Origin of the sequence: Marmoricola sp. URHB0036 (assembly GCF_000426045.1) — a bacterium.
Classification (GTDB): domain Bacteria; phylum Actinomycetota; class Actinomycetes; order Propionibacteriales; family Nocardioidaceae; genus Marmoricola.
On sequence record NZ_AUEP01000015.1, the window covers coordinates 84215 to 99247 of the forward strand.

General features: G+C 61.7%; 9 protein-coding genes and 1 pseudogene. 6 read left to right on the forward strand and 4 right to left on the reverse strand.

Annotation, left to right across the window (positions count from 1 at the left end; genetic code table 11):
- Positions 1-197 precede the first annotated feature (197 nt).
- From H976_RS0117450 to H976_RS30095, 3 genes are all read left to right on the forward strand, one after another.
- The gene (locus H976_RS0117450; protein ID WP_155918418.1) at positions 198-3734 is read left to right on the forward strand and encodes a hypothetical protein; all 3537 of its coding nucleotides are present in this window, start codon (positions 198-200) and stop codon (positions 3732-3734) included.
- A 131-nt stretch (positions 3735-3865) separates the two neighbouring features.
- Positions 3866-5119: a hypothetical protein gene (locus tag H976_RS29025; RefSeq protein WP_051276973.1), complete on the forward strand. Its 1254-nt coding sequence runs from the start codon at positions 3866-3868 to the stop codon at positions 5117-5119.
- Positions 5120-5399: 280 nt separating this feature from the next.
- On the forward strand, positions 5400-6905 hold the full coding sequence (locus tag H976_RS30095) for a hypothetical protein (protein ID WP_155918421.1): 1506 nt from the start codon (positions 5400-5402) through the stop codon (positions 6903-6905).
- Between the two features lie 128 nt (positions 6906-7033).
- Here the strand turns inward: H976_RS30095 and H976_RS0117460 are convergent, their stop codons facing one another.
- Positions 7034-8578 (reverse strand): hypothetical protein, encoded by a 1545-nt coding sequence (locus tag H976_RS0117460; RefSeq protein ID WP_155918423.1) that lies wholly within the window; start codon positions 8576-8578, stop codon positions 7034-7036.
- Positions 8579-8826: 248 nt separating this feature from the next.
- On the opposite strand from H976_RS0117460, the pseudogene H976_RS31165 reads away from it, so the two are divergent.
- From H976_RS31165 to H976_RS30100, 3 genes and pseudogenes are all read left to right on the forward strand, one after another.
- A pseudogene (locus tag H976_RS31165) lies at positions 8827-9009 on the forward strand (integrase); the annotation flags it as partial.
- Complete coding sequence (locus H976_RS31170) at positions 9003-9698, forward strand: tyrosine-type recombinase/integrase (protein ID WP_369759038.1); 696 nt, start codon at positions 9003-9005, stop codon at positions 9696-9698. The pseudogene H976_RS31165 and the gene H976_RS31170, both read left to right, overlap by 7 nt.
- Before the next feature lie 173 nt (positions 9699-9871).
- A complete protein-coding gene (locus tag H976_RS30100; protein WP_155918426.1) occupies positions 9872-10624 on the forward strand; it encodes a hypothetical protein in 753 nt (250 codons plus the stop codon).
- Between the two features lie 278 nt (positions 10625-10902).
- Here H976_RS30100 and H976_RS0117480 read toward each other — a convergent pair whose 3' ends face one another.
- From H976_RS0117480 to H976_RS0117490, 3 genes are all read right to left on the reverse strand, one after another.
- Complete coding sequence (locus H976_RS0117480) at positions 10903-12960, reverse strand: KAP family NTPase (protein WP_027862588.1); 2058 nt, start codon at positions 12958-12960, stop codon at positions 10903-10905.
- 358 nt (positions 12961-13318) lie between these two features.
- Entirely contained in the window at positions 13319-14140 is an 822-nt protein-coding gene (locus H976_RS0117485; RefSeq protein ID WP_027862589.1) for a hypothetical protein, read from the reverse strand.
- A 147-nt stretch (positions 14141-14287) separates the two neighbouring features.
- On the reverse strand, positions 14288-14881 hold the full coding sequence (locus H976_RS0117490; RefSeq protein ID WP_027862590.1) for a hypothetical protein: 594 nt from the start codon (positions 14879-14881) through the stop codon (positions 14288-14290).
- Between the last annotated feature and the right edge of the window lie 152 nt (positions 14882-15033).

The window sequence follows — 15033 nt, forward strand, 5'->3', positions numbered from 1 at the left end:
CCTCCGAGACAGCTCGTGTGTCCGGTCACGAGACTGTCGCGCTGGCCTTGGGGGTAGCCCACCCCGCCCAGAGTGACGCGGTTGAATCGTCGGGGCAGCAGGCTATGAGCCCACTCGCTGGAGGAGCCTTCATTCAGGCCTATTCTTGGGCACACCAGCCCAGGGTGTAACCAGCTAGACGATCCGGAACGCGTCCCTTGCCCGAGCAGAGCAGCGATACCCGATCCGAGGGACCCGGTGATCGGGACGCCCTTCCGCTAAGCTCGCGAGCGCCCGCATCGGGACCCGGGACCAATCGCGGGCTCTGGACCGCTCAGCGCGAGGAGCTCCACGATGCGCTGGCGTCGCAGAACACCACGTGCGCCCAGCTGTATCGGGAAGCCGTTGACGCCCTCGGTTCACCTGACCTCAACATCGGCAAGTTGGTCGTCGCTGGCCATGCAGTCCGTGAACTCGTCAACCTACTCCCGGGCGTGCTTGGCGACGTGGACCTTCCCGAGAGGGTCCGCGATTCCGAACTCCGCGACGAGCTCGTGGCATCGTGGAGCGAGTATCAGGCTGATACCGCTGCTGGGCGTGCCGCGCCGGGCCTGATACCTGCCAAGGTCGCGAACGCGCTAAACGTCTGGGTTCAGGCGCAAAACCAGATCACGGAGAACTCCCAGGCACGTCGAGCGGCGCTGGTCCTAGGCACGATCGACGCGTCCGATGACAGCAGCGTTAGGGTGGTCGTCGGCGCGGTGGGAATTTTTGAGCACCTCCGCCATCCGACCGCGGAGGATTCCGAGTCATCGATGGACCGTGCCGCGTATCAGGATGCTCTGAGCATCATCGAGAATGCGATCACCAGCCGCATCCTCGGTTTCTTCGCCGTGAAGGAGAAACTTCAGGGCGTGGTTGACTCCGCGAATGTCCAGACCGAAGACGGCACCTGGAGAACACCCGCGGAGACTGACGTGTCAACGACACTCGCACGCATAGGCGGCCTTCAACACCGCAGGATCTTTTACGACCAGCTTGGCAACCCGGAGTGGATTGGATCGCTGGACCGTTTTGCAGCACTCGAGCCACCGAAGCGGCTCGATGCCGACGGCGGCCAACAGTGGCAACCATGGCCGGCTGGGGACTACCTGGTGCGAATGGCTGAGCACCGGCCCCTGGAGGTTCGGCAGATCTTGCTCCGGGTCATCGATGAAGAAACGGTATGGCGCACAAAGGTCCGGCTACTCGAGGCAGCCCTTCGGATGCCGGTCGCGGAATCGAGGGCCATGGCATCAGCCATCCAGGCGCACCTGACCGGCGAGCTCGACCCCTATGTCGCCCTTGACGTCGTGACCTTCATCGAACAGCTATCGCAAGCCGGAGAGACGCAGTCTGCAATGCGCCTCGCCCAAACGCTGCTGCGCCCCCGCCTCTCACCCAACGCGGGGGACGCCGGGCGCCGGCGTGTAGTAGCCGGAATAGATTCATATTGGTACGCAGAGGCCCTAAGACGCGTGACGTCCGCACTCAGTGCCGACTCACGCCTCCTCGGCACGGTGTACGCATGGCTGCGCGAGGAGCAGCGGCTCAGTGATTCCTGGGACCCAGAAAGGGACTGGGACGCGAGCCACATCTGGCGGCCCTCGATCAGCGACCACGAACAGAACTATCGACACCACGACATCGCAGATGCGCTAGTTGATGCTCTCAGGGACATCGCGATCAGTCAGGTGGAATCCGGAGTAGGCCTTGAGCGGGTTATGAGGACACTCGAACGCGACAGGATGCCGATCGCGATGAGAATTGCTGTGTTTGCACTGTCCGCGCAGGACGGCCAACAAAGCGACGCGCTACAGGTAGCAAAAGAACGCGTGCTCGACCGAGACCTACTCCACCACCGGTGGTTCTTCCGTGAGTACACCCAGCTCGCCGCCGCGACTCTGCCGCGCCTCAACGAGGCCGACTACGGTCGATGGGAAGCACTTGTGGATGAAGGTCCCCAGGTCAGCGAGCAACGCCGTCAGCGGATTGTGGAGCACCGGGCAGAAGGACAGACCGAGGACGACGCCTTCGCCGAGTACGCCACGATGCGGCGACATGAACTCCTTTCGGCCGTCGGAGCGGATGCGCTTCGAGGTCGTCTCCTCGACACTCATACCGGACTCGTGGAAGACCTCGGCGAGTACGAGCACGCAGGGTTCCGAAGCTGGCACTCGATATCGGCCGGCGAAGAGGCTCCGCCGATCGCCGTCGAACTTGCCGACATGCCTGCCAAGGATGTTCTTGCCATCCTCCGCGACTGGGTACCCGACGAGCGGCAGACCGGGACGAGGGAAGGGCTTGCGGAGTCGCTACAGGAAGCCGCCGAGGCCAGACCAGCTGAGTTCAGCGCTCTGACGCAGGCCTTCGTGCACTTGGACGAGCCGTACCGGTCCCGCTTCCTGGACGGAATAAGGCAGGCGGCTGAGTCCAACGCGGGGGCCATCGACTGGAGCGCCTACTTGCTTGGCTCCCGAGAACTGCAAGTCGCCGTCGGGCGCGAGGACGATCGGAATATCTATCCGCTGAGGCAGGTCTGCATCACGATCGAGCGGGCCGTCAACGGGGAGAAGACCCGGCTTCCCGAACAGTTGCTCGCTGATGCCGCCGCGATAGTCGCGACGTGTATCGACGACCCTGACCCGAGCGATGAGGATGGCTTTGGTAGCGACCACCTGACCAAGGCTTTCAATGCGATGCGCCCAGTTGCCGCTCACACCTTGATTCGCCTTGCACGGGCAACAAAACTCGCCCAGAGCGAGGAGTTCGACTCCGCACCGGTGATCGCTGCTGTCCAGGATACTCTCCAAAGCCGACTCGTTCCCCGCGACCCAAGCCTCGCTGTCGCAGCCGCGTTCGGCGAGGGCCTCAGCCTGATGATGTGGATCGACACCGCATGGACTGCCTCCTGGTTGCCAGGCGCCGCCACCACCGACACATGGGGCGACGTCTTCATCACCACCGCCCTGACGACCAACACGACCAGCACCCAACTGCTGAACGACCTCTGGCCCAGCATCGACACCATCCTCGACCGCACCGCGGGAAACGAGTCAGTTGAGATGGGCTGGCGATCTGACCGACCGGTCTGCGATTTCATCGGTGACCACCTAATGACTCTCGCCATGTGGGGCTCGACATCGCCATGGCCAGAACGCACAGAGTCGTACTTCGGGCGCGTGAGCACCGAAACGGCTGCAGCCGTGCTCGGGCAAGTGGGCTGGCGTCTGATGAACACAACCGAACCCTCGCGAGAACTCATCCAGCGCGCGGAATCCATCTGGGACGCTCGGCAGGCTGCCGTCGACCAAGGCAACGCCGATGCCGGCCAACTCGCCCAGTTCTACTGGTGGGTCCATAGCAACAAGTTCCCCACTACCTGGTGGCTCCCGCGCCTCGCTCGGGTAACCGAGCAGATTGACTTCGATGGCCGCAGCTTTATTGGAGAGCACATCGAAGAGGCGGCGCAAACCTACCCTGGGGAGGCCGTGGCCCTCATGACCCAGCTGCTACGAAGCGAAGGAGCCGGGACCCTGGCCCGGCACGGGCTTGTCACCTCGGCTCCCAAGGTGATCGCACTCGGACTGCGTTGCGCCGATGAATCAGTCGAACGGGTCTCCCGGGAACTGATGGATCTTCTGGGCGAGCAGGGGATCGTCGATATGGACGAACAGGTGGCAAGGGCCGCACGGGAAATCGAAGACACGAACTAGATGGGCCGGCAGGCGCACCTCGGCCACGCACGTGTCCCACACCGCGACCGGAAGCAGTGATCTGTCGGAACACTCTTGGACACTCGCTCGCCCGCTTGAACACATCGTCGTGTCGCACGCGACAATCACGCATGCCCATCTTCTACGGCTTCCTTGATGGCGACCTATTCGGACCCAAGACCCTAGACGCCTATCTGGAGGGTCGTCTCGCGGCGGCAACAAAAGCCGTCGAGGACACAGCCGATACGCACCTGCTTGCCGACCCCGAGGAGGTAGCCGGTCAACTGATTTCGCGATACGAGATTGAACCCCTACGAGTTGACTACAGCAGCGCTGAGGCCACGCAACCAAGCGAAGGCATGGACGGAGAGGACCGCCTTTCGGTTATCGTGCCATTCACTGGAGACGCCGAGTTGCTGCGTCGGGACGCCCACCACCGATCGATCAAAGGCACGATCCGCGCCCAGGTCGTCGAAGACACTGACGAGTCCCGCATCGTCTACTGGGTCACAGGGCGCCCTCTGACCGCAATACGGGTCAGAAACCAAATGGATGAAACACATCAAATGCTGCGCTCCGCAATCGAGTGGACGAATAGGCTCGTCGCCGATTGGAACGCCACCCTGGTCACGACTCTGACCGACGCCGCTCGGCTACGAGCAGCCCGGCTCGCCCGGCTCCAAGACTTGGCCGCCAACCTTCCCATACCGATCAGAGCCTCCAGGGACCACGCTGTACCAATCCCAGTCCAACCTCGGGAGATGCCCGCCCGAGATCTTGTGGCGCCAGTATCGAGACCGAACGGCAGGCCTGAGCAGTGGATGCTTGAGGAGGACATCTACGAAGACGTTCTTGAAAAGCTGGAGCTATTTGCCGCAGCAGTCGGCCGCTTACCGGTCACCATGGCAGGGCTCGGCGAGGTGGACTACCGCAACATTGCGCTCGTCGTCCTGAACAGCAACTTCCATCTGTCAGGTGCCCGCGGGGAAGTCTTCAACGGCCTCGGAAAGTCAGACGTCGCAGTGCCCTGGCGCGGCCGGAACGCCTTCATCGGTGAGTTCAAGAAGTGGGACGGCCCGAAAGTGGTGACCGACGGCGTCAGCCAGCTCTTTACCTACCTGACGTGGCACGACACAAAGGCTGCACTGGTGCTCTTCATCAAGGAGCGGAATGCTTCCGAACTGATTGAAAAGGCCGACAAAGCCATCCGGGATCATCCGCTGTTTGAGGTAACCCTACCCTCACCAGAACCGGACACTCGACGGAACTACAAGTTGCTCAGCCCTACAGATGACCAGAGGCGCGTGCACCTAGCACTCCTTCCCGTGGTGATCACGAAATCAATCCCGAACGCCGACCCAGACTTGTTGCAGAATTTGCAGTGACTATCCGACCGTCTTTCTTAGCAGTCGCGGCCCAAGACCAGGGCCGAACTCGGCGCAGACCTGTTCGTCCTGGACCAGCACTCGTAGTGGCGCGATGAACGACCTGTGGCGGATCCACACAACGCACGACGCGTACCCACCACTCGCGCCTTAACGCCGCTTCTGGTTCCAGCGTCAACAGAGCGTCCCGGGGAGCGTGGGTGCAACCTGCCCGGCGACACACGAGGAACCGGTGAGCGACTGCCTTGCCTAGGCAGAGATGCACTGTCATGGTCGGGCCATGACCGGGGACGACGAACTGCCGGTCGCTGTCGTTGTGGTTCACGGCATCGGCCAGCAACTGCCCATGGATACGCTGCGATCGCTCGTTGACACTCTCTGGGGGCCCGGTCCGGGTGCCCGAGCGGGCCAGTCAAACGACGGTCAAGAGATCTTCAACAAGGTGGACAGGCATTCAAGCTTCCTGGACTTACGGCGTCTTTCGCTCGCGACAGGATACGGGCATCCTCGCGTGGATTTCTTCGAGCTGTATTGGGCCGCGGCCTTCGGAAGCGGGACAGTAGGTCAGGTACTCGCGTGGGCCGCGAGACTCCTCGGAAGCCGTCCTCGCGGAGCGCAAATGAAGCAGATCGTCTGGACGACAAGACTTGCAGTCCTGGTGTTCGTCGCAGCTGCGGCGAGCATCTTCGTTGTCGGCTCGGCTTGGGGATGGTGGGCGAAGCTGGCTTTTCTCCTCCCGTTCCTTGGCGCCATCGGGTTGGTCGCGCGACAAGCGGCTCGGACGGTTCTCGCAGATGTGCTTTCCGACGCGAGCCGGTGGTTCGCGCCCTCTCCAAAAGACATCGCTGGGCGGGACAAGGTGCGGCAACTGGGTCTGGGACTTCTCCAGTCTTTGCACAAGCCAGACGAGGACGGCTGTGCTCGCTATGGGCGCATCGTCGTAGTCGGCCATAGCCTCGGCTCAGTAGTGGCCTACGACGTTCTGCGAATCGCGTTCGATCGGCTTCGCGCTCCGTCTTCGCTCCCAGGAGAAACGCTAGTTGTCCCGCTCTCGAAACGGCAATGCGTTGCTTGGAACTACGAGAGCGAGCGAGTTCGGCTCAATTCTGGCAGCGCGGCGGACATGAACAAGCGGGTGAGGGCTTTCCAGTACGTGCAGCGGCAGTTGCATGGCGAGCAACGAGACGTGGGGGTCCCTTGGTTGGTCACCGACCTGATCACAGTGGGGTCGCCGTTAACTCACGCCGCGGATCTGTGGCGCAGCAAAGCGGCGGAGTTCCCGCGTCGAGTCACCGAAGGGGAATTCCCAGTCTGCCCGCCGATCGGGGAGTTTCAACACAGCGAGAGGCAGCGTGCCCGGCAAAACCAAGCGATCCCAACGGGAGCGGATTCGGTTCCCATATGCTTCTATCGAAAGGTCAATGAGGGGCCTTTGATTGCCCATGAGGCGTCGCTGTTCGCATCAACTCGCTGGACCAATTTGTATATTCCAATGCGGTGGTGGCTCGGAGGTGACCCCGTCGGTGGCCCTTTACTCCCCATCTTCGGACCAGGCGTGAAGGACGTTCCCGTGCGTGTTAGCGCCCCACAGAAGAGGCGTCGCGCCATCATGGCGGTGCCGGTTCGCGCACATACTTGGTATTGGCGGCGTCACCCCGACACGAGCCAGGATGACATCAAAGATCGCGAAGGGCTTCGAGACGCTGTGCGGCAGCTCGAGATCGTCATCAACCTTCGAGAGAAGCGCGCAACACCATATAGATTCCGGTCACTTCTGTCGGACTAGCTCTCGACGGGTCGCGAGCACGCGTCGTTCCCGGGGCCGACTAGAACAAAGCCACGAAGCTCGAGTGCGTGAACCACGGGTGGGTCAAGCGTCGTGATTGCTGATTGGCTGTGTGCAACACGCCCATCTCAAGGTCCGTGCTCGGGTTGACGCAGGAGTGGGTAGGCGGCCCATGCCTCCTCCAGTAGCGGGTTGCGCCGTGGAAATGCAGCGTCTTGCAAGGCGTTGCCCAGATTCCAGGTCGAGCGACTTGGATCTGACGTGATTTTCGTCAACTGGCGTGCGACCTCTTCGACGGAAAGCGTCACAAGTTTCTCGATTTCGCGAAGCGAGGCCACCAATGTTGGGAAAGGCGAGGAGATTGTCAGGTCTCGCATCCATGGGCTGTTACTGAGATAGTGCGGTTCGGCAGTGACGACGACGCCAATACGTGGCACGTCCTTTGGTATGTGAGCAAGTTCGGCGCGGCCTGCATCAAGCGCACTCGATGTCGTGCCTAACTGCTTGACAGCCCGGTTTAACAGACCCTTGCTGCGCTCCTCAAAACCGTCCATGGCGGCCTTCTCAAGCAGACCGAAGCGGGCAGATTTGACCTCAAACATGACCAGCGCGGATGGGAGCACTAAAAACCAATCGATGCTCTTAACATGAGACTTGCCGTAGGTGATCTCCGGGTAGACATCGGCCGGCCGACCGAGCGTTCGCAACTGGCGACCCACATAGGCCTCGACCAAGGTCCCGAGGTCATGCGCGAACGCGTCTCCCAAGACCTCCTTGCCAATGGGAAAGAGCGCGCCCGGACTGATCGTCCTCAAGATCAATCGCGGCTGCGGTGCAAGGTACCTGCCGTCGGGCATCAACACGAATGGACGACGCGTGAGTGGGTTGTACGCGTAGCGCTCGAGGCCTGCTGCCGGTTTCGGCGCTGCGGCATAGTCTGCTTTGAACTCCGCAAACGTGGATGAGAGGTCGGCCAGCCGTCGATCAAGGGCGTAACGCGGCCACTGTTCAAGGATCTCAGCGAGATCGTGACGGTCGAGCCAAGCAGGGTCATACCAGCCCGCGTTCTCGTTCGCCGCGACCTGGAGGAGAAAGGTCGCGCCAACTGCCAGCCCGAGGGGCATGCCGAGCATTAGCTGCCAAGATCGTTCGTTGGCGAGAACCTTAAGATTGAGATTGGCGGGTTTGTCTATCAGCATGGCGTGAGAACGGCTGACCTCTTCGAAGATCGACTCGCCGTAGGGGAACTGCTCAAAGGCGATCCGGGTGAGTAGGCCGAGCACGCCCTTCGAAACGCCGGGTAGATCACTTTCGTAGAGGTCGTTGTGCGCGTTAAAAAGCACGCGGAGATCGTCACCATCGAACCGTGCATTGCGGTGCTCATTGCTCCACAGGATGGACTCGCGTGCTGCGAGCGCAACAGCCCACGGCGGATAGGTTTCGAGATTGGTGGGGCGATCGAAGGGCTCGCCAGAGCCCACGGTCAGGGCGGCTAGGGCGGGAAGAAGAACCGACGGTCGATGGCGGCGTACCACTTGGCGGAACTCTTCGAAACGCACCGTTCGGCGGAGCTCTTGGACACCGGCCGCCCGTCGACGCGCGACCATGCGCATGTAGTCATTCACCGCCGCTCCTGTCCGGAGTTCGCTTGCGCGTCTTGCGCCTTCGTCCATGTGGGGAGCCTCGAATGCTTGTCGTCTGAGTCGACAATGATCACTCCAACCGCGAGGCGGTGCAATCGGTCGCGATGGACAGCGCTAGCCGGAGCGCCGAGGGTTTGCGCAGTGCCGGCAACACCTCGCGCTCCTAGGGTGCGAGCAAGTGCCTCACCGTCGGTGCGGCGAGCCTTGGCGAGGCTGCTCTCCTTCGCCAGGTGCAACCGATGACCTCAACAACGCTCTTACCGTTCCAACCCGATGCCATGTCACCCGCGCAACTAGCCGCGGTCTCCTACCTAGCTCGGTACTCCGGTCACACCCGCGTCCTGTACGCCTATCAACTTCGTCGATGGTTCACCTGGTGCGAAGACAACGCTCTTGACCCACTCCTCGGCATCCAGCGAGCACACGTCGAGCTCTACATCCGCTACCTCGGCGGTTGCGGCCTCATCGACTCTTCGGTGGTCACGATGATGCACGCGGTGCGAGGGTTCTTCCGGTTCGCTCACATCGACGGGCTCGTCTCGTCCGACCCAGCCGTCTGCGCACGTCTCCCGAAGGTCCACCGCGACGAGTCCCGTACCCAGGGCCTCGACCGGCTCGAGCTGATCCGGTTCCTCCAAGTCGCCCAAACCATCAGCGTCCATCACGGCGCTCTCGCCTACCTGCTCGGTATCAATGCACTCCGCGCCTCAGAAGCCGCCGCCGTGCGCATCGAGGACTACCGCGAAACACTCCGCGGCCACCGCGTCCTGCACCTTGTGGGAAAGGGCAACAAACCAGCGACGATGCCACTGACCGTGCCGGTGCTCCGCGTCCTGGAGGCCTGCCGCGGACACCGCACCACCGGCGGCTCGTACGACGCCCGCTCTCAGGCAAGCCGATCGACCGCCGCGACGCTTATCGGATGGTGGTCCGCATCGCCAAGGAGGCCGGCATCCTGCGACACATCAGCTCACACTCGCTGCGGCACGCGGCGATTACCAACGCGCTCGATGCCGGCGTTCCGCTACGCGACGCTCAGATCCTCGCCCGTCACGCCGACCCACGCACCACCGAGCACTACGACCGAGCTCGCGGCAACCTCGACCGTCACGGCGTCCATTTCCTCACCGCCTACGTCGCTGGGGTCTAACCCAAACCGCCAATTCTCGACGGGCGCGGCCCGACCTCTCGCCCAGTTTGACGCGAGGTGGCGCGCAAGAGGGTGTATCCGTTCGGTCGGCCCGACTGCGAGCCTCACAGCCCTGGTGAGACGAAGATGAGGACACGACCAGATCCGGGGTTCGTGGTAATACGTTCGGGTCTGTGGATCCGAAACTACTGGACCTGCTCCACACGTGGGTAGAGAAAAGCGGACGTGCGCTCGAGCTCAGGGTCGCACGAACCCTGAGAACTGCAGGAAACGCAAGCGTTCAGCAATCATTCACCTACCTGGACGAGGTAACAGGGATGGTCAGGGAGTCCGACGCGCTGGCACGCTTCCGATGGACGTCCTTGAACGACGTTCCGTGTGACCTCACAGTTGCCATCGAGTGCAAGAGTCGCAGCGACAAGCCTTGGGTTGCGTTCTACGACCGGCAGATCGCCTCAGCCTCCAATCTCGACAAATGGGTTGTCTACGCGCACGGTCCTTTCGTCGGAATCACAGAGCCACTAGACGAGCTGTGGCTCGGCGAGCCTCCATTCTCAGACGTACAAGTTGCCACCCACGTCGTGGAAGCGCTTTCTAACGACAGTCGAAATCGCGCCAATGACAGTGTGCGGCAGGTCCTCAGCTGCGCGGCATCTGTCAAGACGAAATTTCTGAAGAATCTGAGTCCGAACCGCCCGGCACTTGTCCTGCTGGCCGCCGTTGTCACCGCGGCGCCCTTGGTGACTTGCACACTCGACGCCTCGGAGAAGGTTCTGATGACTCAGGTCGACCAGATTCAGGTCTGGGGGAACAACGCCGACGGGACGCGCGCTCGCGTATTTGTGTTGAACGAAAGTGTCCTGCCTGCCTTTGCCTCCGGTCTCCGCGATCGCGCGATAGCAGCGGGCCACGCCACCGACAGTTGACTTGGGTACGCACATGCCGCGATGCGTGTGGCGCGATGCGACTTGGGTGCCTTCCTGCGAGCGAATCGTCACGTCATGGCGACGCGCTCACAACCCTGCGTGATGGTTACGGATCGTAGAGACCGCACGCGACCTGCCACAGCCGGCGTGACATGGCGTATCGCTAAGGCCGAGTGCAGTCGGCTCATGCTGTGGAACGGATCCCTCGGAGGTTTCAGTGCCACTCGGGATCTCGGTTGACAATGTCGCAACGCAAGCCAACTGACTAGGCTCTCCGGCTATCGCGTTGGGGGTATCCACCGTGCCATGGCGAAGTGACGTCGATTCGACCAACTGACATCTGTTTCTTCCCACTCCTCGTCCAGTGTCACTGACGGTAGCTCGGAACCATCGGGTGCAAGCCGATTGAAGTTCTCGTTGGAGAAGTTGTGTATCGAACGAATCGGCTGCGCGGAGAATGAGGTGGCAAGGGATACAAATCGGCTGGCTAGGTCCGCCAGGGTGAACCTCCTGTTGCGAAGGTCTTGGGCGATCCCGTCGCGTAGTCGGTCAACCTCACCGGACGTCAGGATGAAGTCCAGGACAACACCGGTCCTCAGCTGATCATCTGCGTCGTCTCGCCTTCGCAAGTGATCCGTGATGACTTCTTCGAAATCTATGGCGACCTTGCCGCAAAGGTCGTCGCATGTGTCGCCGATCGTCGATGCGCGTGGTTGCGCCTTCCAGAGGATCCAGGCCTGAACCGCGGGGTCCTCGCACAGCCTCACGACCCTTAGCAGCTCGCTCAGGTCAGTGTTTTCGATGATCAACTCTGCGAGAATGTGCGCGGCCCAAGTGATCGCTTGCTCCTGGGTTCGGTAGCCCGAGTTCATTCCTCCGGCGAGCCCCGTCACACGCCGCATGAGCGATTCCAGCAACTCAACGGTGCAGAATTCTGGTGCCAGTCTCCCGTTTAGTTCGCTCACGGCGATCATCTTGCGAAGAGCCAGGTCTGCCCGGTCTTGGTTCGACTTACGCAGCAGATCATTGAACGCCCCCCGTGCTCCCGAGGCAGCGGACCGGAGCGCCTGTGTGACTGCGACATCGGAAACGTCGTGAGCAGGGATGGCATGAACGAAGTACCGCGGGAAGTACGAGTGACGAGATACCCCCAGAGGGATCTGTCCGAACGACCCCGAGCCGAATGCTGGAAAGAGCAGTCCGAGCGCAGTCTCTGCATCACGCCGCGATCGCTCGTCCTCAACCAGCGCGAGAAGGTCGTCCCACTGGTGTGCAACCTCGCCAGTAGCGAGTTGCGTGGGGGACTGGGTCGCCGTGAGTTCTCTACGCCATTGGGGGAGGTCTCCGTGAAGGCGGGGGAACTGCATCTTGACGAACGTGACGAGCAACAAATCCACAATGTTGATCTCACCCGGCGAGTGCATTGATGCAGAAAGTTGCAATTGGGCGACAAACCTGTCTACCGACCGCGGTGTTAGGAACTGCGACTCAAAGAGATCCGGCAAGTACTGGAGGCGCCCATCGTCGTCCGCGAAGGAGAAGCCGGTTGTCGCAAGCGCCGCAGAAAGGGCAGCATCTAGGCGGCTAGTCATTTGTTCAGGGAGCAGCGGTGGCACTGCAAATGGGTACTGCACGATCTTTTCCATGAAAAGGCGAGACCGCTCGGTTGACTTGCTGGCGGCTCCTTGTCCGAGGGTGGCGAAGAGTGTCTCCTCGTCGTAGGCGAGCACGTAGCTCACGCCCGGAAATCGGCCGAGCAAACGAACGACCTTCAGCAAGGCGAGCAACTCTTCTGGTTGGAGCCGGTCGATGTCGTCCGCGATGACGAGAAGGGGTGTTCCGCTGGCCCCGATCGCTTTCGAGGCTGCTTTGAAAGCCTTGTCCCAACTGGGGCTCGCAGTAAGGAGGTCTGCTGTGTTGGTTGCATAGTCGGCTGCCGATGCCCCAGCAACTGGTATGAGCTTCAACGCGGGGGCGACCACGCGCGCGCACGCAGCAATCTTCTCCTTGAGTTCCCGGTCCTTCTGCACGGAGAGGCCCTCGCTGATGGCCGAGTAGAACTCCGACAGGAGCGACTCAGCATCCGCGGTTGCCCAAGGAGTGAATCGCACGACCTTCCACTTGGTATCCCTCTGGGCGAGATAGCGGATGGACATCTGAAGGATCGAGGTCTTGCCGCTTCCCCACGGTCCGGTCAAGCCGATGACAGGGCTGCCGTTCCACGAGTGAGTCTCATCGACCAGGTTCGCGAGCCGCTTAGCGATGTGCCTCGTTCCAATGGTATCGCTGCGGATGCGGTCGATCGGGTCGTCGAGCCAACTGCCGTCGTCTTCCATTGTTCCTCCAGGGCAGCTCTGAATGCTCCGCGCGTCAGCTAGGAACCAGATGCTGCCACGTGCGAGCTACCTCGGCACAGGCCCGCTCTCGGATGCAAGACCGCGGCGACGGCCATTCACGTTGCTGTCATGACCTGATAGCAAACCGCTGAATCAGAGATCCTTGTCCTCGACCATTCGACCAGGACCACAACGTCCGTCGAAGACCTTCTCGAGCGCGGCGGTCAATGTGAGTCTCCTGCGGCATTCCGTCGCGAACGCCCGGGTCGCCGGGGGGCTGTGGGCGCCCTGCGCGAGCGCTTACATGGCAGTTGGTTGGGCGGCGAGGTGGCGCGAACTCTGCGCGTGGGCGCGCGGGTCAAGGAAGCCACTCCTCTAGATGACCCGGGTGCGTCCGATACGGAAAAGCCAGGTATGAGGCGACAAGATCGACGATTTCATCGTCGCCGCGCTCGTTGAGCCTGCTGAGGATACGTCGCTTGGCCGTCGCATCTTCGGCGAGTCGCCTACCTAACCGGCAGTTGCACGTCTCCGAAGGAGCTGGTGGGACAGCGGCGCACTCTGACTCATGCGAATCTTGCGCAAGCACGTCCTCCTGCAGCACGACGTCAAGAAACGCCAGCAACCCAGGGCGCGCCATCTGGGTCACATCGAATGCCCCAACCTGGGATGCCATGGGAATGGGGTTGCAAAGCGTGATCCCAGCTTCCGCGTAGGCTGCTACCGGGTCGGGCCGTTGGCTGCGATATTTAAGCGCCGTCAGACGAGCATCCTCATCCTTGGTGATCCAAGCCAACTGCAGTTCCCTGCTCAGGATCGCCACGACGTGAGCAGGCGACATCGCTTCGTTCAGAGTGGCTCGAATGGCTGACACAGGCTGGACGTGCTCGTAGTGGAAGACGATGCGGCCGGGATCAAATCTGGGCTGTGAGTGCCACGTCTCGCGACTCAGATCGATGCCACCCTGGTCCGCCACGGCCTTGGCGGTCACGCTGATCGATGGTCTGCGAGCCGCCGGAAACGCTATGTCGCACAACTTGCGGATATCCACGGCGATCGACTCGGCCAGACGAGCGCGTTGGAATTTGCTCAGCTCGGGATTCGAGCTAGCGCGCGACTTGTCCAGCAGCCCTCGGGCAAAAGGGAAGGCTAGAGATTCGAAGTCACTCAGCTCGGCCATTGGCTCAACTTAGATGACACCCCCGACACAAGCCTTGACCTTGTCTTCGGTGACGGCGGCAGCTGGCAGAGAAGAGCGAAAGCACTGCGTCATCCCGCCGCGTGTCGGGTCTTCATACTTGCGACTCGGCGACGGCGGGGCCGTGGGCTACACGTCAGTCGAGTACAGCCAACCCGTGAATGGTCCGTCGAACATAGCCAAGCCGACCTGCGAGGTTATCTGGATCATGTTTCGGAACTGCATCTCATCGACATGGGTTCGTGCAACGGCGCTCGACATCCAGAAATGCGTGTTGCCTTCTGTGCCGACAAAGCCCGAGAACTGCCTCTCGATCCTGCTGACCTGCTGGCTTCCAGGGATGACCTTGATATGCATCGGACGAGGTTGATCGAGGGGTGCAATCGACGCATGGATCTGGACGCTCACGCTGCCTGGCCGTGGCATGAGGTACACAGTGACGACCTTCTGCGCCACCGCAGTGGGCTCATGGCCCGAGTCGAGCGGCACCTCCCACATCGTCATGCCGTTCTCGTCTGGGACGGCACGGGCGTTCAGAAACCGACCCCGGATGGAAAAGTTCGCCTTGGCGGTATCGAACTCGTAGAAGACGGCGTCGGTCCCTGGCGGCTGGCTCGATCGGAATCGGACTCGGACGTCACCATCATCGTCGTAGTTCCAGGTCACGCCGGCCCGGTCGAGCGCTGAGCCAATCTCTTGGGCGTTGCCGCGTGTCAGGTCCATAGCTCTTTCCAGCCTGCGGGTGAACGACCAGACGTGCCCTGGGCGCCGTCTGTCGGCTCGGACTCCTGCCGCGCAGCATATTGGAGCGCGCAGTTGAAAGGCAGTCGAACCAAGGCGCCGTCTTCGATGCGCGTCATTCCGCCGCCTTCGAA

Coding starts and splice junctions, on each gene's coding strand:
- H976_RS0117460 (WP_155918423.1), bottom strand. CDS start 8,578: ATGGACGAAGGCGCAAGACGCGCAAGCGAACTCCGGACAGGAGCGGCG.
- H976_RS0117490 (WP_027862590.1), bottom strand. CDS start 14,881: ATGGACCTGACACGCGGCAACGCCCAAGAGATTGGCTCAGCGCTCGAC.
- H976_RS0117485 (WP_027862589.1), bottom strand. CDS start 14,140: ATGGCCGAGCTGAGTGACTTCGAATCTCTAGCCTTCCCTTTTGCCCGA.
- H976_RS0117480 (WP_027862588.1), bottom strand. CDS start 12,960: ATGGAAGACGACGGCAGTTGGCTCGACGACCCGATCGACCGCATCCGC.
- H976_RS30095 (WP_155918421.1), top strand. CDS start 5,400: ATGACCGGGGACGACGAACTGCCGGTCGCTGTCGTTGTGGTTCACGGC.
- H976_RS29025 (WP_051276973.1), top strand. CDS start 3,866: ATGCCCATCTTCTACGGCTTCCTTGATGGCGACCTATTCGGACCCAAG.